Below are 18776 nucleotides of genomic sequence, written 5' to 3'. Positions count from 1 at the left end.
GCCTCCTCGTGTCGTCCGTACCCCCAGGATCCGCCCCCGGCGCGGTCGCGACAACTCCTCCGGTGACGCGCGGTGACGAAGCCGCTCCCGCTCCTGGGACCGGTCAGGCCCCGTGCCCCCGCTCCTCGCGGATCTGCGCCACCACGCGCGCGGCCGTCTGCCGGACCTGCTCGGTCTCGGTGAGGAAGTGCCAGTAGTCGGGGTGGCGGCCCTCAAGAGTGGCGATCGCCCGCTCCAGGCGCGCCACGGCGTCGTCGAGCGGGGCGGCGTGGCGCGGGTCCGGGGTGCTGCGGCCGGCCATCGCCAGCCGCTGCGCGTCCCGGATCGCGAACCGGGTGCGCTGGATCTCCTGCTGCGGGTCCTTCGCCACGGCGTTCAGGCGCTGCAACCGGTCCCCGGCGGCGGAGACGGCCTCGTCGGTGGCGTTGAGCAGCGCCCTGACCGTGCTCAGCCGGGAGGTCGCGTCCGCCCAGCGCTGCTCGTCGCGCGCGGCGGCGGCCTCCTTCAGCTTCTCCTCGGCCTGCCGTACGTTCACCAGCGCCTGGTCGGGGACCTGCTGGAGGTCCTGCCAGCAGGCGGCCGCGAACCGGCGCCGCAGCTCGCTCAGGACCGGGTCGACGGTCCCGGCCCGGGTGGTCAGCGCCTGGGCGCGGGTGCGCAGTGTGACCAGCCTGCGGTCGATCTCGGCGGCCCGCTCCGGCAGCCGCTCGGCCTCCGCGCGCACCCCCTCGGCCTCCCGCAACACCCGGCCCGCCCGCTCCAGCGTCTCGGGCACGCCGTGCTGTCCGGCGCCCTGGTTGAGCTTGGTCAGCTCGGGGGCGAGGGCGGCGAGACGGGCTGCCAGATCGTCCGCTCTCAGTCCGGACGCCCGCACCGAATCGAGAGCGGTGCTCGCGGCGAGGAGCGCCTGTCGCGCCCGCTCCACCGCGGGCGCCAGCCGCGCCAGCTGCGTCTCGGCGGTGGAGAGCAGCGGCCCCAGGCTCTGCTCGAACCGGTCGAGCTCGCCCTTGACCCGTACGAGGTCGTCCTTGGCCTTCGTCAGCTCGCCCCGGGCCCGGGAGGCCACCGAGGCGTCCAGGTCGTCGCGGTCCAGGTCGTGCGCGTCGACCGCGGTGATGTAGTCGTTGCTGACCTCGTCGATCCGCCGGCCCAGCGCCGCGAAGTCGTCCACGGCCTTGCGGGCGCGCGGCGAGCTGTCCACGGCGGTGATCGTCTCGATGGAGATCCGCAGATCGCGCTGGGCGGTGTCCAGCTCGTAGAAGGCGGCGGCCGCCGCGTCCTTGGCCGCCTGGGCGTCGGCCCGCACACTCTCCCCGCGCCCGCCGAACCACCGCCGCGTCCCGCCTCCGGCGAACGCCCCGGGCAGCAGCGCGGCCCCGAGCGCCAGCGGCAGCGCGACGAGCGCCAGCGTGTCGGCGAGGGCCTGCCGCGCCCCGGCGGACCGCGTGCCCGTCCGCGCTCCGGTTCCGGCTCCGGCTTCGGGGACGATGGCACCCGCTCTGCTGTACGGCCGCGCGTGTGTCGCCGTCACATCCCTCTCCCGTGCCGTGTCCGCCTGCCGGTTCATTCTCCCACCAGGTAAGGACGAACACACCGGCCGATTAGTTCGCGCGCGCCCGCTCGCCGGCCCGCCGCCGCGAACGGGTTTGCGGCCCTGCCCGGGAGGCCATGTACGCTGTTCCCTCATCCACGGATGTGCCACGGGCGTGTAGCTCAGGGGTAGAGCGCTGCTCTTACAAAGCAGATGTCGGCGGTTCGAAACCGTCCATGCCCACCCGTCACCGAAGGCCCCCGCCGATCACGGCGGGGGCCTTCGGCGTTCCCGGGCCCGGCCCGCGGCTCAGCCCTGCGCGGGCCGCCCGCAGCGCAGGTTCCAGCGGCCCGAGCGGCCCGAGAGCTCCGTCAGCGTCAGGGGCGCCACGTCCAGCCGCCAGAAGGAGGCGGGCGGCAGGGCCAGCGCGTGCGTGACGGCCGCGCGGACCACCGCCGGAGAGGCGACCGCGAGGATCCGCCCGCCCGCCGCCGGAAGCGTGTCCAGCCAGGCCCCCACGCGCGCGACGAGCGCGAGCAGGCTCTCCCCGCCGTGCGGCGCGGCCGCGGGATCGGTGAGCCAGGCCCGTACCCCCGTGGGCTCCTCGGCGCTCAGCTCGTCCAGCCGCCGCCCGCGCCAGCTGCCCAGGTCCCAGTCGGCCAGGGCCGGTTCGTCGCCCGTGGGCAGGCCGTCCGCCAACTCGTAGAGCGAGGACGGCGGTTTCAGCCGGCGGGCCGGCACCGGCAGCGCCGCCGCCGCGGCCTTGACCCGGCGCAGGGCGCCCTCGTCCGGGGCGGCCGCGTCGTCGCCGACTCTCGCCTCGCGCGCGTAGCGGTCGGCCGGGGGTGAGATCAACATCACGCGTACGGTCATGGGTCAAGCAGAGCACGGCCGTTCAGGCAGTTCGCGCGGGGGCCGTGCTCCCGCACGCCGTAGCGGAGCGCTCCTTCACGCGGTACGGTCTCGTCGACATAAAGACGGTGTGAAGGAAGTCCGGTGAGAATCCGGCACGGTCGCGCCACTGTGAACCCGGCGAGCCCCTCGACAAGGGGCGGAGGCGGGGAAGTCAGACCCACCACCGTCGACAAAGGCACCAATGACCGGGACGCGTGTTCCCCAGGAGGTTCTGCCGTGGCACTCTCCGCCGCCCCTGCGCCCAGCGCCGAAGCAACGCCGGCCATCACCCCCATATCCCTCAAGGCGATCGCTCCCTGGGCGCTCTTCTTCGGCATCCTCATGCTCGTGCTGCTCTACTTCGTCGGCTCCGAGCAGGGCGCCACCAGCGTCTTCTCCGGTGAGAACGTCCATGAGTGGCTGCACGACGGGCGCCACCTGCTCGGCTTCCCCTGCCACTGAGGCCCGGGGAACGACTCGTGAACTCCCTGTCCGTCAGAGCCCTGCTGGTCCGGGGCATGATCGCCGGTCTGGTCGCGGGCGCCCTGGCGCTCGTCGTGGCGTACGTCCTGGGCGAGCCCCGGGTGGACGCGGCGATCGACTTCGAAGAGGCGCACGCGCACGAACACGGTGAAGAGGTGTTCAGCCGCACCCTCCAGGCCACCGGCGGTCTCGCCACCGGTGTGCTGGTGTTCGGCGTGGCCGTCGGCGGCATCGCCGCGCTCGCGTTCTGTGTCGCGCTCGGCCGCATCGGCCGGTTCGGGCCGCGCGCCACCGCCGCGTTCGTCTCGCTCGGCGCGCTCCTGACCGTCTATGTCGTCCCGTTCCTGAAGTACCCGGCGAACCCGCCGTCCGTCGGTGACCCCGACACGATCGGCAAGCGCACCGCCCTGTACTTCCTGATGATCGCGCTGAGCGTGCTGCTCGCCGTCGCCGCCGTGCTGCTCGGCAAGCGGCTCGCACCGCGCCTCGGCAACTGGAACGCCACCGTCGCCGCCTCGGCCGCCTTCCTGGTCGCCGTCGGGCTCGCGTACGCGCTCCTGCCCGCCGTCAACGAGGTGCCGAAGGACTTCCCGGCGATGCTGCTGTGGAAGTTCCGGCTGGCCGCCCTCGCCATCCAGGTCACCCTGTGGGCCGGCTTCGGGCTGGTCTTCGGCCACCTCGCCGAACGGCTCCTGGTGCCCACGGCCGCCCCGGTGGGCGCCCGGGGCGCGGGCGAGCCCGTCAGCGGCGACAGCAAGGCCGCGGCCGCCCACTGACCGCGCACCGCACGCACGAGGGCCCCGGACCGGCTTCGGTCCGGGGCCCTCGCGCGCGTGGGCCGGGCTCGGTGTTCCGTCGTTCCGGTGGTGCTCGTCGCGCTGGTGCTCGTTGCGTGGCGCTCGATCAGTCCGGGCGGCGCAGGGAGAACAGACGGCTTCGCCGCTCCCTGCGGTAGCGCCGCTCCCACCGGTCCATACGGTCCCGGCGGGCGCGGTAGGCCCGATAGTCCGTGTCCGTGCCACGGCTTGATCCGCCGGCTCCGGAAGAGCCGCCGGTCGGTGCCGTGGAGCGGCCACGGCGTGGGGCGCTGAGTACGGCCACGACGGCGACGCAGAGCACTATGCCGCCGAGACTGAAGCCGAAGCCGTACAGGACCAGCGCCAGGACGAGTAGCAACAGGATCATGGCGTGTTCCTCTAGGGACGGATCGGGGGCTCCCCTGGCCCCCGGGCGCCCTCCAAGTTACTCCGCCCCAGCGGAAGTTGGCCTCCGAGTTACCCGGAGGCCAATGCCTCGTTGACCCCTACAGCCCGCGCAGCCGCTCCATCTCACGGCGGTCACGCTTGGTCGGCCGGCCCATGCCCCGGTCGCGCAGCCCCGCGGCCAGGACGTCGGAGCGGGCGGGCGGCGGCGGGCTGTTGTCGACATAGGTCTCGGCCGCGAGGGCCGCGCCCACCCGCTTGCGGATGAGCTGGGAGACCACGACGACCCGCTCGCGCCCCTCCAGCCGCAGCCGCACCTCGTCGCCCACCTTCACGGTGTGCGCGGGCTTCACGCGCTCGCCGTTCAGCTGGACGTGGCCCGCCCGGCAGGCCGTGGCCGCCATGGAGCGCGTCTTGGTGAGCCGGACCGACCAGATCCAGCTGTCGATGCGCACGGGCTCCGAGGGCCCCGCCTGCGCCGTGGGCCCCTTGGGCCCCTGTGTCTTCACCTCGTCTGCTGCCGCCATGCTGTCGACTCTAGACTCATGGGCCCGCCGGGCGGCCCCCGATTGCGGGGCGGTACGGGCCGGCGCCCCGCGCGATGAAGATCATCCGGGGCCGTTGTCAGTGGTACCCGTCACACTGGGGGCATGTGCAGAAGCATCAAGACACTCAGGCCGCCGGCCCTCCCCGAGGAGGCCACCGACGAGGAGATCCGCGCCGCGGCGCTCCAGTACGTGCGCAAGGTCTCCGGCTTCCGGGCGCCCGCGGCGCACAACCAGGAGGTCTTCGAGCGGGCGGTGGACGAGATAGCGCGGGCCACGGCCGAGCTGCTCGAAGGCCTGGAGATACGGGGCGTGCCGGTCAGGACCCCGGCCTAGGCCCTCCGGCGAGCGGACCGGTCAGGCCGCCGGGGTGGCCGCCGCGGTCGCGTTCGGGCGGCGCATGACATAGGCGGCCAGCGAGCCCGCCGCGAACAGCGCGAGGACGGAGATGCCCGTGCCGAGCCAGGTCGCGCCCAGCCAGCGCCCGCCGAAGTAGCCGAGGCTGACGCTGTATCCGGCCCAGGCCACCCCGGCGAGGGCGGACCAGGGGAGGAACTCCTTGGGGGTGCGGTGCGCCGCGCCCGCGCCCAGCGAGACGACGGACCGGCCCGCGGGGGCGAACCGGGCGATGACGACGAGCGCGCCGCCGCCCCGGCTCAGTGCGGCGCCGAGACGTTCCTGTGCCCGGGTCAGCCGGCGGGAGCGGGCGATGGCCCGGTCGAGCCGCGCCCCGCCGCGCCAGGCGAGGCGGTACGCGACGAGGTCGCCGAGCACCGATGCGGCGGCGGCGCAGGCGGCGAGCAGCAGCAGGTCGGGCACGTCACGTATGGCGTGCGGGGCGCCCGCCGCGGTGGTCGAGCCGGCCGCCGCGGAGGTTGCGGCGGTGATCACCAGGACCCCGCTGGGCAGCACGGGGAGGAACACGTCCAGGAGAACGGAGACCGTCACCACGGCGTAAATCCATGGGCTGCCGGTCAGCGACCCCACACTCTCCAGCACTACGACCCCCGAACGGAATGCGCCCCGCTGTCGCTGGTCTGCGGCCGGGTCGCTGTACAGCCGTACAGCGTACGCCCGGGGCGCGTGGGGATTCCGTTCGGGGGTGGGGTGTCAGGGGTGAGCCGAGGTCACCTCTCGCGGGCGTGTCGGTGTGTCAGCGCGCCGTGCCCGCCGGGCTGGCGGCCGCGGTGGGCTCCGCCACGGCCGCGGCGGAGCGGCCGCCGAGCAGCTGGTCGAGGGCGAGGGCGCCGGGGCCGGTGAAGACGAGCAGCAGGAAGGCCCAGCTGAACATCGCGGCGTTCTCGCCGCCGTTCTGAAGCGGCAGCAGCGCGCCGGACTGGTGCACGTCGAAGTAGGCGTACGCCATGGAGCCCGAGGAGAGGAAGGCGGCGGAGCGGGTGAAGAGCCCGGCCATGATCAGCACACCGCCGACGAGCTGGATGGCGGCCGCGTACCAGTTGGGCCAGGCGCCGGTGTCGACGGTGCCGCCGGTCCCGGCCGCGCCGCCGAACCAGCCGAAGAGCGAGGCGGCGCCGTGGCAGGCGAAGAGGAAGCCGGTGACGATGCGGAACAGGCCCAGCGCGTAGGGCTTGGCGCGCTCGATGGGCAGAGCGGAGGAGAGCGTGGGGGAAGCCATGGGGGACGGGCTCCTTCGGGGGTGGGGGACGGGGCCGGTGGAGCCTCAAGGTTAGGGAGACCTGATTAGTACTTGCAAGTTCAAGTTTAAGTAAGTGGCGTGATTCCGGTTGAGGCTGGCTGGAATTCATCTTTACGGGGGGCATACGTGGACGTACGGCAAACGCGCCGGTACGCAGGGTCACGAATGCGCTGTGGGGGTGGCCGCGCAAAAGCCCCCGCCCCCGTCGGCGCAGGGTGGCGTCGACGGGGGCGGGGGGAGTGGCGACTCGCGGGACCTCAGCAGCCGTTGAGGACGGACTGGAGCGCGGCCTTCTCGGCCGAGTCCACGGTGAGCTGGTAGTAGTGCTTCACGTCCACCCACATCCGGGCGTACGTGCAGCGGTAGGCGGTGCGCGAGGGCAGCCACTCGGCCGGGTCCTTGTCGCCCTTGGCCTGGTTGACGTTGTCGGTGACGGCGATCAGCTGGGGGCGGGTGAGGTCGTTGGCGAAGCCCTGGCGCTGCGCGGTGGTCCAGGAGGAGGCGCCCGAGCGCCAGGCCTCGGCGAGCGGGACGACGTGGTCGATGTCGAGATCGGCGGCGGCCGTCCAGGTGGCGCCGTCGTACTCGGAGTACCAACTGCCGCTGACCGCCGCACAGCTGGAGTCGGTGACGACGTTGCTGCCGTCGCGCTTGAGGACGACCTCACGGGTGTTGCAGGTGCCGGACTGGGTGATCCAGTGCGGGAACTTGGCGCGGCTGTAGCCGTCGGAGGAGCCCTCCGGGGTGGCGGGCATGGCGGCGAGATAGCCGCGGGCGGTGGCGGCGCTGACCGGGGCGGGGGGTGCGGCCTGGGCGCCGGGGGCGGTGAGCAGGCTCGCGGTGGCGAGCAGGGCGGCGGAGGCGGTGAGCGCGGAGAGCCTGGCTATTCGACGCGCGTAGACACCTGACATGCGAACTCCCTGTGTGTGGGGGGACCTTGGCCGGACGCGCGCGGGTGCGCGGCCCGGTCATCGTGGCGGCACCGGGTTTCGGCCAGGTGGGCGCCAGGTAACAGGGTGGCGACATGGGCACGTCACATCAAGGGGTGAGCCGTCTTCGGTCCCCCTTGATCGTCCTTGTCCCGCAAGGGAACTGACGCCCCGTATGCCACGCTTGCCCCACCGGGCGCCGGGGCGGTTCCCGGCCGGTTCCCCGGCGTACGGTGGGCGCGTGCTGCTGCCCGTCAATGTCACGCTCGGGGTCGTTCTCGCCGTACTGCTCCTGGTCGCGGCCGGGGTCGCGGCGGTGGCGCGGCTCGGCCGGGCGAGGGAGATCCTGGTCGCCGGGGTGCGCGCGGCCGTTCAGCTCGCGGTGGTGGCGGCCGCGATCCGCTGGGTGGTCGGCTCGGTGCCGCTGCTGCTGTGCTTCCTGCTGCTGATGTACGCGGTGGCGGTGCGCACCGCCGGACGCCGGATGACGTCCAACGCCACCTGGCGGTGGGCCGCGCTGCCGATCGCGGCCGGGGTGGTGCCGGTGGTCGGCGCGCTGCTGCTCACCGGTCTCGTCCCGGCCAGGGGCATCGCGCTGATCCCCGTCACCGGGATCCTCATCGGCGGCGCGCTCACCGCGACGGTGCTCGGCGGGCGGCGGGCGCTGGACGAGCTGACCGCGCGGCGCGGCGAGGTGGAGGCGGGGATGGCGCTCGGCCTGCTCGACCGGGACGCCCGGCTCGAAGTGGCCAGGACCGCCGCGTCCGACGCGCTGCTGCCCGGCCTCGACCAGACCCGGACGGTGGGCCTGGTCACGCTGCCGGGCGCGTTCGTCGGCATGCTGCTCGGCGGGGCCTCACCGGTGCAGGCGGGGGCGGTGCAGCTGTTCGTGCTGGTCGCGCTGATGGCGGTGCAGGCGGTGGCGGTGTCGGTGGTGCTGGAGCTGGTGGCGCGGGGGAGGGTGCACCGGGTGCCTGGTGTGGTGTGACGCTCTCGGCCCGGCCGGGACCTTGGTCCCTGCCCCGGATGCGGGGGCATCGCGTATTCTGTACGGAGCAGAAGGGGAGTAGCTCTTCGCCGGACCGTCGACATACTGCTGGAACCTCCCCAGGGAGAGACCAGCCGGCGCCCGGAGGCGGACCCGTGAGGGCCCGCCAGCGAGACCTTCGGCCGCAGTGACCATGTCCGTGACGCTTCATGGCGCTGCCGTGCCGAAGCGACCCCGGATACTTTTCGCGAAACGCTCTCGGTACGGCCGCGTCCCGCCCGACCGATTGAGGAACCTTCCCGTGCTCAGCTTCACCGTCCTGGCGATCACCTTCGGCGTGGTCTTCCTCGCCGAGCTCCCCGACAAGACCGCGCTCGCGGGCCTGATGCTCGGTACGCGCTACAAGGCGTCGTACGTGTTCGTCGGCGTCGCGGCCGCGTTCCTGCTGCATGTGGCGCTGGCCATCGCGGCGGGCAGCGTACTGACCCTGCTGCCGCACCGGCTGCTCCAGGCGATCGTGGGCGTCCTGTTCCTCGCGGGCGCGGCGATGCTGCTGTTCAAGAAGGACGAGGAGGAGGACGGGGTGAAGGCCCCGGCCGACCAGTCGTTCTGGAAGGTGTCCGGGGCCGGGTTCATGCTGATCCTGGTCGCCGAGTTCGGGGACCTCACGCAGATCATGACGGCGAACCTGGCCGCGCGGTACGACAGCCCGCTGTCGGTGGGCCTCGGCGCGGTGCTGGCGCTGTGGGCGGTCGCGGGGCTGGGGATCCTGGGCGGGCGGACGCTGATGAAGTACGTGCCGCTGCGGTTGATCACGAAGGTTGCGGCGGGGTTGATGGGGGCGTTGGCTGGGTTCAGCCTGTTTGAGGCCATTACCGGCTGAACCGGTGTTTTGGGGCGCGGGGTGTGGGGCCCGGGCTTTGTCTGCGGGCCGGTGGTGGGTTGCTCGCGCAGTTCCCCGCGCCCCTGGTGTGCCCGGGCTTTGTCTGCGGGTGTGTGGCCGGTTGCTCGCGCAGTTCCCCGCGCCCCTAGGTAGTACGGCTTGCCCGGCAGGTGTTCGCGCCCCTCGGTAGTACGGGTTGCCCGGCGTCCGCGCCCCTCGGTAGTACGGCTGGTCCGGGGGGCTGCGGGTCGCTAGGCGTGTGGGGTGATGGTGAGGGTGAGGTTGCCCTTTGGGGTTGCTGTCACTGTTACGTGGGTCAGGTCCGGGGCGTACGCCGTCGGGTTGTGTGCTGCTGCTCGGGGGCCTATGCCCACCACGCGCATTCCTGCCGCGAGGCCCGCCTGGATGCCTGCCTCGGAGTCCTCGAAGACCACGCAGTCCGCCGGGGCGAAGCCCAGTTCGGCGGCGCCCTTGAGGAAGCCCTCCGGGTCCGGCTTGCTCGCGCCGACCCGCTCGGCCGTGACGCGTACGGCCGGTACCGGGAGTCCGGCCGCGCCCATCCTGGCCTGGGCCAGCGGCTCGTTCGCCGAGGTCACCAGGGCGTGCGGCAGCCCGGCGAGGGAGGCCATGAAGGCCGGGGCGCCCGGGACCGGGACGACGCCGTCGGTGTCGGCGGTCTCCTCGGCCAGCATCACGCGGTTGTCCGCGAGGTTCTGCTCCATCGGGCGGTCGGGGAGGAGGACGGCCATGGTGGCGTAGCCCTGGCGTCCGTGGACCACCTTCAGGGCCTCCTCGGGGTCCAGCCCGTGTTCCACCGCCCAGCGGCGCCAGCAGCGTTCGACCACGGCGTCGGAGTTGACGATCGTGCCGTCCATGTCGAGCAGGAGGGCTCGGGCGGTCAGGGTGGTGGGGGTGGCCGTCATCGGCGGGACTCCTGGGTGCGGGAGCAGAGACAAGTGGCTCCGCCCGCCGGTCAGGGAGTACGGGCGGAGCCACTTTGTTTCTCTACGATACAAAACAAAGGGCCGAATGGTCCAACCGGGGTGGTCGGGTGGTCCTGGCCGGGCGTTCTGCCCGTGCGTCAAGACGTCTGCGCCTCCAGGGCGCGGCGGGTCTCCGGGCCGTAGACGCCCGGGGGGTCGGCTTCCAGGCCCATGTACGACTGGTAGGTGCGCACGGCGTTCTCCGTCTTCGAGCCGAAGTGGCCGTCGATCTTCCCGTTGTAGATCGTCAACTGGGCGAGCCGGTCCTGAAGTTCCGCGACCTCGGGGCCGTTGTCGCCCTTGCGCAGTACGGGCGCGGTCGCGGGGGCCGTGGTCGCGGCCGGGGGCGGCGGGGCCGGGGCGGTGCTGGTGCCGACCGCGCCGGTGCCGGTGATCTTGGAGGGGGTGGGGGTGGGCGTGGTGGCCGGGTGGCGGGAGGGCTTGGGGGTGCGGGTGGGAGTGCCGGTCCTGTGGGGGGTGGGGGTGGTGGTGCGGGCAGTGCCCGTGCCTGTGGGGGTGGGGGTCGCAGTGGCTGTGGGGGTGGGGGAGGCGTCGTCGGGGGCGGTGCTCACGGTGGTGGCCGCGCCCGCTGTGTTGTCGGAGGCGCCGGCGAAGAGGGTTTGGGAGGCGGCGTAGGCGACGAGGGCCGCGGTTGCGGCGAGGGCGAGCAGGAGGGGGAGTCTGCGGCGGCGGCTCGTCTGCGGGCCGTCGTGGGCTGGTCGCGCAGTTCCCCGCGCCCCTAGGAGGACGGGGTCGTCCTGGGCGGGTCCCCCGGCAGGGGCGTGGGTCGTCGGGTGCGGGTCGGTGGCCTCTTCTCGCGCAGTTCCCCGCGCCCCTAGGAGGACGGGCTGGTCCTGGGTGGATTCCTCGGCACGGGCGTGGGCTGCCCCTGAAGGGACCGGGGTCAGCGGCATGGTCAGCTCAGGGTTTCCGGTCGTCCCCAGCTCGGGCTCCGCACCCTGGCCCACCTCGCCCCCAGATGGGGCGGCCCCGACGTTCTCCAACGTCACGTACGGCCGTATCCGCAGGGGATCGAAGTCCTCCGCCGTCGCCGGTTCGGCGGCGCGGGCCGGGCAGGGGCCCGGGACGGGCTCGTGGTGTCTGGCGCATTCCGGGCATGCCTGTGGCTTCATCGTGGGTCCCCTCCCCTTGAACTGCCTGCGATTATGCAGGGCCGGAGGGCGGGCGCGGCGCGGGGCCCGGGGTGGTCCGGCAGGCCGGATTCCGGCATTGCTTGCAGGATGGAGAGAGGCGGGGGGCCAGAGCGAGACAGAGAGGGGCGGTCCATGGCTCAGGAAACGGCCCCCACCGCACTCTCGCCCGGCGTCGGGCAGGAGCGGCGGACCGTGCTCGTCGCCATCGGGGCGCTGCTGCTCGGGATGCTGCTGGCCGCCCTCGACCAGACCATCGTCTCCACCGCCCTGCCGACCATCGTCAGCGAGCTCGGCGGGATGGAGCACCTGTCGTGGGTCGTCACCGCGTACATGCTCGCCTCCACCGCCGCGACCCCGCTCTGGGGCAAACTCGGCGACCAGTACGGCAGGAAGAAGCTGTTCCAGGCCGCCATCGTCATCTTCCTCGTCGGCTCGGCGCTGTGCGGCGTCTCCCAGAACATGGGGCAGCTGATCGCCTTCCGGGCGCTCCAGGGGCTGGGCGGCGGCGGGTTGATGGTGTTGTCCATGGCGATCGTGGGCGATCTCGTCTCACCGCGCGAACGCGGGCGGTACCAGGGGCTGTTCGGGGCCGTGTTCGGAGCCACCAGCGTCCTCGGGCCCCTTCTCGGCGGGCTCTTCACCGAGCACCTCAGCTGGCGCTGGGTGTTCTACGTCAACCTGCCGATCGGCGTCGTCGCGCTGTTGGTGATCGCGGCCGTACTGCACATCCCGGTGCACGGCACCCGCCACACCATCGACTACCTCGGCACCGTCCTGATCGCCTCCGTCGCCACCTGTCTGGTGCTCGTCGCCTCGCTCGGCGGCACCACCTGGGCCTGGGGCTCGGCGCAGATCATCGGGCTCGCGGTGCTGGGCGCGGTGCTGCTCGGCGCGTTCGTCGCGGTCGAGCGGAAAGCGGCGGAACCCGTGCTTCCGCTGAAGCTGTTCCGTATCCGCACCTTCACGCTCGTCGCCGTCATCAGCTTCGTCGTCGGCTTCGCGATGTTCGGGGCGATGACGTATCTGCCGACGTTCCTCCAGGTCGTCCAGGGCGTCAGCCCGACCATGTCCGGTGTGCACATGCTGCCGATGGTGCTCGGGCTGCTGCTGACCTCGACCGCGTCCGGCCAGATCGTGTCGCGTACGGGCCGCTGGAAGGTGTTCCCGATCGCGGGCACGGCCATCGTCACCGTCGGTCTGCTCCTGCTGCACCGGCTCACCGAGACCAGCTCCACCTGGGAGATGAGCCTCTACTTCTTCGTCTTCGGCGCCGGGCTCGGACTGGTCATGCAGGTGCTCGTCCTCGTCGTCCAGAACGCCGTGAGCTACTCCGACCTGGGCGTGGCCACCTCCGGGGCGACCTTCTTCCGCTCGATCGGCGCCTCCTTCGGCGTGGCGATCTTCGGGACGGTCTTCACCAACCGGCTGAACGGCAAGCTCGCCGACGCGCTGGCCGGGCGCCAACTGCCGCCGGGCACCGGGCCCTCCGAGCTCGCCGCCGATCCGCGCGGGCTGGACGCGCTGCCGCCGTCGCTGCGGCCCCCGGTCCTGCACGCGTACGCGCTGTCGATCACCGATGTCTTCCTCTACGCGGTGCCGGTGACGCTGCTCGCCTTCGTCATCGCCTGGTTTCTGCGCGAGGACAAGCTGCGGGGCGCGGTCACCGCGCCCGACGCCAGCCAGACCGTGGCGTCCAACCCGGTCGAGCGTTCGTCGTACGACGAGTGCGCGCGGGCGCTGTCCGTGCTCGGCACCCGGGAGGGCCGCCGCGCGATCTATGTGAAGATCACCGACCGGGCCGGGCTCGATCTGCTGCCCGCCGCCAGCTGGCTGCTGCTGCGGATCCACCACTACGGCTCGGCGGAACCGGCCTTCGTGGCCGAGCGCACGTCCGTACCGCTCACGGTGGTGTCGGCCGGCGGGCGCCAGCTGGAGGAGCGCGGGCTGGCCCGGCGCGAGGGGCTGGCGCTGGTCGCCACCGACGCGGGCCGCGAGACGGCCCTGCGGCTCGCCCGGGCCCGCGAGGACTCCCTCGCGGACCTGCTCGGCGACTGGTGGGGTCCGGACCGGCCCACCGACCTGGCCACACTGGTGGAGGAGCTGACGGCGGAGCTGTCCGGGTCGGACGGCGAGCTGCCGCGCGGGCCGGAGCCCCGACGCGACCACGCGAGGTGACGGGGCCTCACGGCGCACCGGCTGCTGCCAGGCTTCCCAGCTCCTTTTTCTAGAGCCCCTTTCGGCAGTTCCTTGTGCTACAGCGTTCTACAGCTCCTTCGCGAACCACCGTTCCGCATAAGCCCGTTCCGTGTACGGCTCGATCTCGCGGTAGCCGTTGCGCGCGTACAGTGCCCGCGCCTCCACCAGGTCGTGGCGGGTGTCCAGGGCGACGCGGCGGGCGCCGAGGCGGCGGGCGGCCGTCTCCAGGGTGGTGAGCAGGGCGGCGCCGCCGCCGGTGCCGCGCAGGGCGGGGCGTACGTACACCCGGGTCAGCTCGGCGGTCGCCGGGGCCGTGCCGTCGATGACCGGGGCGGTCTCGCAGAGCAGGATCCCGCCGCAGGCGCCCGCCGCCCCGTCGTGGCGGCCGACCACGAAGTCGCCCAGGGGCGGGCGCAGTCGGTCGGCGCCGTCGTCGGTCAGGCCCTGCTCGATCTCCTCGTCGGTGGCGGGGCGGCCGTACCAGCGGCTGGCCACCTCGTCGTAGTACGCGCGGCGGAGCAAGGTGGCGTCGGGGGAGTCATAGGGCTCGCGGTTCATGATCCAACTCATGGGCGTCTGCCTACCCGACGCAGCGACCGTTTGGCCACCGAATTCCCGGCAACCCGGCGAGGCAAGGACCAACTCACCGGGAAGGCAGACATGTCAACGATCGTGATTGTCGTCCTGATCGCGGTGCTCGCACTCGCCGCGCTCGCCATCGCCGTCCGCTTCGCCCTGCGCGGCTCGGCGACCGGCGGGCGCGCGTTGCGACGCCGCTTCGGCCCCGAGTACGACCGGGCGGTCGTCCTGCACGACGGGGACCGCAGGGCCGCCGAGCGCGAGCTGACCGAGCGGCTGAAGCTGCACGGCTCGCTCACCGAACGTCCGCTGCCGCCCGAGGCGCGCGAGCACTACCTCGTGCGCTGGCAGGGCATCCAGGAGCAGTTCGTCGACTCGCCGCGGCACGCGGCCGAGGCGGCCGACAAGCTCGTCGCCCGGCTGGCCGAGGAGCGGGGCTTCCCGGCGGCGAAGGCGTACGAGGACCAGATCGCGGCGCTGTCCGTGCACCACGCCGGGCAGCTCGACGGGTACCGCCGGGTGCACCGGGCGGCGCGGGGGACCGGGGACACCGAGGAGATCCGGGAGGCGGTCATCGAGGCCCGCAGCCTGTTCGAGGAACTCCTCACGACGGGCCCGCGCCACGCCCAGCCGACGCGTCGGCCGGTGCTGCCTCGGCGGCATGCGAAGGGGAGTGTGGCGTGATGCGGGGTCATGACGCGGGTGGGCCGGGACCGGAGGCGGCCGGGGCCGCCGGGCCGGGCTTTGACAAGGCGTCGGCGTCGGCGGGGAGCTCGGCGCCGGGGCTGGGCGATGCCGCCGGGACTTCGGGCGCGGCTTCGGGTGCGGCTCCGGCAGCGGCTTCGGGCGCGACTTCGGGTGCGGCTCCGGCGGCGGCTTCGGGCGCGGCCCCGGGCGCCGCTCCGGCCGCCGCTCCGGCCGCCGCTCCCGCTGTCGCTCCAGCCGCGAACTCGGCGCCCGCTCCGGCCGTACGGGCTTCCGATCCGGGGCTGGGTGCTCCGGATCCGTCCGCCGTCGTCTCGGCGTCCGTGGACGGTGAGCAGCCCGCGCCGCCGCCGCCCGCCGACCTCGGGCCCTCGGCCCTGCTCCCCGCAGAGGAGCGCGACCGGTGGGCGCTGCGGCTGCACCGGGCGGTGACCGGGTTCATCGACGAGCCGCGCAAGTCCTTCGAGGAGGCGGACGCGGTGCTGGGTGAGACGGCGGCGCGGGTGGCGGAGCTTGTGAAGGAGCGGCGGGATGTTGCCGCGACGGATGACACGGAGGGGTTGCGGGTGGCGCTGCGGGAGTGCCGCGAATTGACGGAACGGCTGCTGAATCTTTGAGCCCGGCCTTCGTCTGCGGGTGTGTGGTGGGCCGGTCGCGCAGTTCCCCGCGCCCCTGGTAGTACGGATCGTTCGGGCGGGCCCCCGTGCCCCTCTTTTGTCTGCGGGTCGTGGCCGGTTGCTCGCGCAGTTCCCCGCGCCCCTAAAAGCCCGTGGCTGAGCAGCGTTTCCCGGCGGCGGCCCACCCCCTAAGGGGCGCGGGGAACTGCGCGACCAGCCCTCCGCGGCCCGCAGACGAACGAGGGTTTAGGGGCGCGGGGAACGGCGCGAGAGGAGGCCACGGCCCGCAGACGAAGGCGGGTTTAGGGGCGCGGGGAACTGCGCGAGCAACCATCCACTCAGCCGCAGGCAAAGGCCGGGCACCTAAGGGGCGCGGGGAACTGCGCGAGCGGCCACCCACTCACCCGCAGACAAAGGCCGGGCACCTAAGGGGCGCGCACCCGCAGGCAAAGGCCGGGGCCACGTGAGGCTCGTCACGGTTCGGTCGCCGCGCCCCTCCCGCCGCACCCGCCCGCAACCCCCCCCCATGAGCAGGCCCCTTCGCCGTCCGGCGCCTCTGCCGCAGAGTGCCCCCCTCCGTACACCGCATACCGGCGGCAGCCGGTCGGTGTGATTCCGGTCAAAACACGGGTGACAGTCAGGCGAAGTGGGGGTTGCCTGAGTCTCTTAAGTGGGGTGGTGCGAGGCTCTGAGGGCAGGCCGCCCACGGCCGATGGCCGTGTGGCGGGCGAACGACGGGCCAACGAGAGCGGTGGGAGGGTCGGCGGGGCGTGGCGAACGCGGAGCACGGCACACGCGGCAGCACGGTGGACTTGGACTCGGGTGCGGCGAACGACCGGGTGGGACTGGCCCGTACGGTCCTGTGGCTCGTCGCCGCGATTCTCGCGTTACGGCAGATGGCGCACGTCCTGAGACTGCCACCGGGGGAGCGGCTCACCGACCTGGAGACCTGGACCGGCACCAACGGCGTGCTGCACGTGAGGGGCGACCTGTACGACAGGGAGCACTTCACCGGAACTCCCTTCTCCGGTCTCGTCCTCAAGCCGCTGACCCACTCCGCCGAGCAAGCGCTCGGCGTGGCCTGGACGTTCTCCACCCTGCTCTTCGTCGCGGTGCTCGGCACCGTGGCCGCCCGCGCGCTGCCCGGGCCGGTCTCGCGCCGCAGCTCGCTGCTGGCCGCGCCGGTCGCCATCAGTCTGCTGATGGTCTCGCTGCCGGTGCGCAACGCCCTCACCACCGGCCAGACCAGCATCATCCCGGTCCTGCTGGTCCTGCTCGGCTGCTTCGCCGTACGAGGTGAGCGCGGCTCCGGCGTCCTCATCGGCCTCGGCGCCGCCCTCCAGCCCACCGTGCTGCTCTTCGTCCCGCTGCTGTGGCTCACCGGACGCAGCCGCGCGGCCCTCTCCACCACCGCCACCTTCACCGCCGCGACCGCCCTGGCCTGGGCGTCCATGCCGCACGACTCCTGGACGTACTGGGTGCACCACGTGGCGGGCGCCGGGCTCGGCGCGCGCCCCGACGGTCTCGCCAACCAGTCCCTGCACGGCGCCCTGCTCCGCCTGGGCCTCGAAGGCCCGCTGGAGATAGGGCTGTTCCTGGCGCTCGCCGCCGCCGTCGTCGTCCTCGGGCTGCGCCGGGCCGTACGGTACGCGCGCGACGGACAGCTGCTGCTGGCCGTCGCCCTCACCGGCTGCGTCGCGGTCGCGATCTCGCCGACGGCCTGGCAGCACCAACTGCTGTGGGTGCTGCTCGCGATGGTCGGCCGGGCGGGGGCCAAGGCGCGCGACCGCCTCGCCTGGCCCGCCGTCGTCGTCCTGGTGATGACGCTGCCGGGCGATGTGCTGCTGCCCAACATGGCGTCCCTTCAGCCGGTCCGGGACAACGTCCCCCTGTTGACCGCGCTGGCGGCGGCCTGCCTCATCCCGTTCCTGCCGCGCACCTCCGAGCACTTCCGGTCGCCGGTCCCCACCACCTACGCGGAGCCGGCCCCGGCGCGCTGGTCACGCGTTCCGCTGGTGCCGTTCTGGCGCCGGGTGCTCAGCCGCCCCAACCTGCTCCTGGAGCTCCTGCTCATCCGCGTCGGCTACTCCGCGTACTCCCACATCCGCCTGGAGGCGACCGCCGGGCGGGAGACGGCCGAGGCGCACGGCCGGACCGTGGTGGCCATCGAGCGCGCGCTCCACATCGACGTCGAGCACTGGGCGAACCACTCGGTCCAGCACGTCCAGTGGCTGCTGTCCTTCTTCAACTTCTATTACAAGACGTTCCACTTCATCATCCCGCTGGCCATCCTGGCCGTGCTCTACGTCCGCCGCCCGGTCGACTACCGCTGGGCCCGCTCGGCGCTCGGCTTCGCCACCCTGCTCGGCCTGGTCGGGTTCTGGTTCTTCCCGCTGGCCCCGCCGCGCCTGATGCCGGGGATGGACTTCATCGACACCGTGCACGGCCCGCAGGACCTGGCCAACCCGGACTACGGGGCGATGACGGACGTCACCAACCAGTACGCGGCGATGCCCTCGCTGCACTTCGGCTGGTCGCTGTGGTGCGGCATCGTGATCGCGGTGGTGGCGCCGAAGCTGTGGATGAAGGCACTGGGCCTGCTGCACCCGCTCTTCACGGTCTGCGCGATCGTCGCCACCGCCAACCACTGGGTCCTGGACGCGGTGGGCGGCGCGACGGTCGTCGGCGCGGGCTTCGCCCTGGTGTACGCGATGGCGGGTCCGCGCGCCGTTCAGCTGCCCGGGCCGCCCGCGCCCAGAGCGGCGACATGGGGCGGCACCGCGATGCCGGCGGGCAGGGCGGGGTCGGGCTCCGGCGCGTCGAAGTAGGTCCGCACCGGCACCACCCCGGCCCACAGCCCGAGCTCGCCGTCCGGCCCGTCCCCGTCCTGGGGCGGGCCGGACGCGGTCTTCACGGACGCCTCCGCCAGCGGCAGCGCGAGCAGCGAGGTGGCGGCGAGCTCCTTGCGGCTGGGCTCGCGCGCGTACTCCCACTGCCCCGGCGCGCAGCTCTCGGTGACGATCCGCAGCCCGTGCAGCAGCTCCTCGCCCCCGGTGACCGGACGCGGTACGCCGTAGATCATCGCGCTGCGGTAGTTCACCCCGTGCTCGAAGACGGAACGGGCGAGGACGAGCCCGTCGACGTGCGTCACGGTGACGCAGACGGTGGCGTCCGGCGCCCGCACGAGGCTGCGGCTGGCGACGGATCCGTGGACGTAGAGGGTACGGGTGGCGAAGTCGACGCCGTACACCGTCGGGACGACCATCGGCGCCCCGTCGACCACCACCCCGAGATGGCAGACGAAGCCGGCGCGCAGGATCGCGTCGAGATCGGCCACCTCGGTGCTGCCCTGCTCCCGCAGCCGCCGATGCCGCGTCCGCTCGGTGACCACAAGCTGCTGATTCTGTTCCTGAAGACTCATTCCCCCACC

Annotated in this window: 20 protein-coding genes and 1 tRNA gene; 10 read left to right on the top strand and 11 right to left on the bottom strand. The window is 73.1% G+C overall.

What is annotated here, in order from left to right:
• Nucleotides 1–103: 103 nt before the first annotated feature.
• Nucleotides 104–1531 (bottom strand): coiled-coil domain-containing protein, encoded by a 1428-nt coding sequence (locus tag ABD236_RS17880; RefSeq protein WP_344074746.1) that lies wholly within the window; start codon nt 1529–1531, stop codon nt 104–106.
• A gap of 171 nt (nt 1532–1702) precedes the next feature.
• Between ABD236_RS17880 and ABD236_RS17875 the strand changes: the two genes are divergently transcribed.
• Nucleotides 1703–1774 (top strand) — tRNA-Val (locus ABD236_RS17875).
• A 66-nt stretch (nt 1775–1840) separates the two neighbouring features.
• On the opposite strand, the gene ABD236_RS17870 is transcribed toward ABD236_RS17875, so the two are convergent.
• Nucleotides 1841–2404: a histidine phosphatase family protein gene (locus ABD236_RS17870; RefSeq protein ID WP_344074745.1), complete on the bottom strand. Its 564-nt coding sequence runs from the start codon at nt 2402–2404 to the stop codon at nt 1841–1843.
• Between the two features lie 258 nt (nt 2405–2662).
• Between ABD236_RS17870 and ABD236_RS17865 the strand changes: the two genes are divergently transcribed.
• Entirely contained in the window at nt 2663–2887 is a 225-nt protein-coding gene (locus ABD236_RS17865; protein ID WP_067158594.1) for a CbtB domain-containing protein, read from the top strand.
• Between the two features lie 17 nt (nt 2888–2904).
• The gene (locus ABD236_RS17860; protein ID WP_344074744.1) at nt 2905–3684 is read left to right on the top strand and encodes a CbtA family protein; all 780 of its coding nucleotides are present in this window, start codon (nt 2905–2907) and stop codon (nt 3682–3684) included.
• Between the two features lie 127 nt (nt 3685–3811).
• On the opposite strand, the gene ABD236_RS17855 is transcribed toward ABD236_RS17860, so the two are convergent.
• Together ABD236_RS17855 and ABD236_RS17850 are read right to left on the bottom strand one after the other, a co-directional pair.
• Nucleotides 3812–4093, bottom strand: coding sequence for a hypothetical protein (locus ABD236_RS17855; protein WP_344074743.1), 282 nt, complete (start codon nt 4091–4093; stop codon nt 3812–3814).
• Between the two features lie 118 nt (nt 4094–4211).
• Nucleotides 4212–4637 carry an RNA-binding S4 domain-containing protein gene (locus ABD236_RS17850; protein ID WP_344074742.1) on the bottom strand — a complete coding sequence of 142 codons (426 nt, stop codon included), beginning with the start codon at nt 4635–4637 and terminating at the stop codon, nt 4212–4214.
• A 123-nt stretch (nt 4638–4760) separates the two neighbouring features.
• Between ABD236_RS17850 and ABD236_RS17845 the strand changes: the two genes are divergently transcribed.
• A complete protein-coding gene (locus tag ABD236_RS17845; RefSeq protein WP_344074740.1) occupies nt 4761–4991 on the top strand; it encodes a DUF2277 domain-containing protein in 231 nt (76 codons plus the stop codon).
• Nucleotides 4992–5012: 21 nt separating this feature from the next.
• Here ABD236_RS17845 and ABD236_RS17840 read toward each other — a convergent pair whose 3' ends face one another.
• The 3 genes from ABD236_RS17840 to ABD236_RS17830 all read right to left on the bottom strand — a co-directional run bounded on the left by ABD236_RS17840 (nt 5013) and on the right by ABD236_RS17830 (nt 7223).
• The gene (locus ABD236_RS17840; protein WP_344074739.1) at nt 5013–5654 is read right to left on the bottom strand and encodes a DedA family protein; all 642 of its coding nucleotides are present in this window, start codon (nt 5652–5654) and stop codon (nt 5013–5015) included.
• A 154-nt stretch (nt 5655–5808) separates the two neighbouring features.
• The gene (locus ABD236_RS17835) at nt 5809–6291 is read right to left on the bottom strand and encodes a DoxX family protein (protein ID WP_344074738.1); all 483 of its coding nucleotides are present in this window, start codon (nt 6289–6291) and stop codon (nt 5809–5811) included.
• 278 nt (nt 6292–6569) lie between these two features.
• Entirely contained in the window at nt 6570–7223 is a 654-nt protein-coding gene (locus tag ABD236_RS17830) for an HNH endonuclease family protein (protein WP_344074737.1), read from the bottom strand.
• Nucleotides 7224–7482: 259 nt separating this feature from the next.
• Between ABD236_RS17830 and ABD236_RS17825 the strand changes: the two genes are divergently transcribed.
• Together ABD236_RS17825 and ABD236_RS17820 are read left to right on the top strand one after the other, a co-directional pair.
• Nucleotides 7483–8229 (top strand): ABC transporter permease, encoded by a 747-nt coding sequence (locus ABD236_RS17825; RefSeq protein ID WP_344074736.1) that lies wholly within the window; start codon nt 7483–7485, stop codon nt 8227–8229.
• 301 nt (nt 8230–8530) lie between these two features.
• Nucleotides 8531–9112: a TMEM165/GDT1 family protein gene (locus ABD236_RS17820; protein WP_344074735.1), complete on the top strand. Its 582-nt coding sequence runs from the start codon at nt 8531–8533 to the stop codon at nt 9110–9112.
• Nucleotides 9113–9363: 251 nt separating this feature from the next.
• Here ABD236_RS17820 and ABD236_RS17815 read toward each other — a convergent pair whose 3' ends face one another.
• Nucleotides 9364–10035 (bottom strand): HAD-IA family hydrolase, encoded by a 672-nt coding sequence (locus ABD236_RS17815; protein ID WP_344074734.1) that lies wholly within the window; start codon nt 10033–10035, stop codon nt 9364–9366.
• Between the two features lie 158 nt (nt 10036–10193).
• Nucleotides 10194–11228 carry a peptidoglycan-binding domain-containing protein gene (locus ABD236_RS17810; protein WP_344074732.1) on the bottom strand — a complete coding sequence of 345 codons (1035 nt, stop codon included), beginning with the start codon at nt 11226–11228 and terminating at the stop codon, nt 10194–10196.
• Nucleotides 11229–11381: 153 nt separating this feature from the next.
• Between ABD236_RS17810 and ABD236_RS17805 the strand changes: the two genes are divergently transcribed.
• A complete protein-coding gene (locus ABD236_RS17805) occupies nt 11382–13424 on the top strand; it encodes an MDR family MFS transporter (RefSeq protein ID WP_344074730.1) in 2043 nt (680 codons plus the stop codon).
• Nucleotides 13425–13511: 87 nt separating this feature from the next.
• Here ABD236_RS17805 and ABD236_RS17800 read toward each other — a convergent pair whose 3' ends face one another.
• Nucleotides 13512–14015: a GNAT family N-acetyltransferase gene (locus tag ABD236_RS17800; protein ID WP_344074728.1), complete on the bottom strand. Its 504-nt coding sequence runs from the start codon at nt 14013–14015 to the stop codon at nt 13512–13514.
• A 90-nt stretch (nt 14016–14105) separates the two neighbouring features.
• Here ABD236_RS17800 and ABD236_RS17795 point away from each other — a divergent pair, with 90 nt between their 5' ends.
• The 3 genes from ABD236_RS17795 to ABD236_RS17785 all read left to right on the top strand — a co-directional run bounded on the left by ABD236_RS17795 (nt 14106) and on the right by ABD236_RS17785 (nt 18174).
• On the top strand, nt 14106–14708 hold the full coding sequence (locus ABD236_RS17795) for a hypothetical protein (RefSeq protein ID WP_344074727.1): 603 nt from the start codon (nt 14106–14108) through the stop codon (nt 14706–14708).
• Between the two features lie 344 nt (nt 14709–15052).
• A complete protein-coding gene (locus ABD236_RS17790; protein ID WP_344074726.1) occupies nt 15053–15346 on the top strand; it encodes a hypothetical protein in 294 nt (97 codons plus the stop codon).
• Nucleotides 15347–16116: 770 nt separating this feature from the next.
• A complete protein-coding gene (locus ABD236_RS17785) occupies nt 16117–18174 on the top strand; it encodes a bifunctional glycosyltransferase 87/phosphatase PAP2 family protein (RefSeq protein ID WP_425543898.1) in 2058 nt (685 codons plus the stop codon).
• Here ABD236_RS17785 and ABD236_RS17780 read toward each other — a convergent pair.
• Nucleotides 18078–18767 (bottom strand): pyridoxamine 5'-phosphate oxidase family protein, encoded by a 690-nt coding sequence (locus ABD236_RS17780; RefSeq protein WP_344074725.1) that lies wholly within the window; start codon nt 18765–18767, stop codon nt 18078–18080. The genes ABD236_RS17785 and ABD236_RS17780 overlap by 97 nt on opposite strands.
• Nucleotides 18768–18776: the final 9 nt, after the last annotated feature.

Source organism: Streptomyces crystallinus, assembly GCF_039521265.1.
Lineage (GTDB): Bacteria > Actinomycetota > Actinomycetes > Streptomycetales > Streptomycetaceae > Streptomyces > Streptomyces crystallinus.
The sequence above is the reverse complement of the archived record's forward strand: the minus strand, read 5'-3'. Positions and strand labels throughout refer to the sequence as shown.

Bases quoted from the DNA above. Each gene is read 5' to 3' on its own strand.
- ABD236_RS17795 (WP_344074727.1), top strand. From the start codon at position 14,106: ATGTCAACGATCGTGATTGTCGTCCTGATCGCGGTGCTCGCACTCGCC.
- ABD236_RS17800 (WP_344074728.1), bottom strand. From the start codon at position 14,015: ATGAGTTGGATCATGAACCGCGAGCCCTATGACTCCCCCGACGCCACC.
- ABD236_RS17810 (WP_344074732.1), bottom strand. From the start codon at position 11,228: ATGAAGCCACAGGCATGCCCGGAATGCGCCAGACACCACGAGCCCGTC.
- ABD236_RS17830 (WP_344074737.1), bottom strand. From the start codon at position 7,223: ATGTCAGGTGTCTACGCGCGTCGAATAGCCAGGCTCTCCGCGCTCACC.
- ABD236_RS17835 (WP_344074738.1), bottom strand. From the start codon at position 6,291: ATGGCTTCCCCCACGCTCTCCTCCGCTCTGCCCATCGAGCGCGCCAAG.
- ABD236_RS17855 (WP_344074743.1), bottom strand. From the start codon at position 4,093: ATGATCCTGTTGCTACTCGTCCTGGCGCTGGTCCTGTACGGCTTCGGC.
- ABD236_RS17815 (WP_344074734.1), bottom strand. From the start codon at position 10,035: ATGACGGCCACCCCCACCACCCTGACCGCCCGAGCCCTCCTGCTCGAC.
- ABD236_RS17870 (WP_344074745.1), bottom strand. From the start codon at position 2,404: ATGACCGTACGCGTGATGTTGATCTCACCCCCGGCCGACCGCTACGCG.
- ABD236_RS17780 (WP_344074725.1), bottom strand. From the start codon at position 18,767: ATGAGTCTTCAGGAACAGAATCAGCAGCTTGTGGTCACCGAGCGGACG.
- ABD236_RS17845 (WP_344074740.1), top strand. From the start codon at position 4,761: ATGTGCAGAAGCATCAAGACACTCAGGCCGCCGGCCCTCCCCGAGGAG.
- ABD236_RS17850 (WP_344074742.1), bottom strand. From the start codon at position 4,637: ATGGCGGCAGCAGACGAGGTGAAGACACAGGGGCCCAAGGGGCCCACG.
- ABD236_RS17805 (WP_344074730.1), top strand. From the start codon at position 11,382: ATGGCTCAGGAAACGGCCCCCACCGCACTCTCGCCCGGCGTCGGGCAG.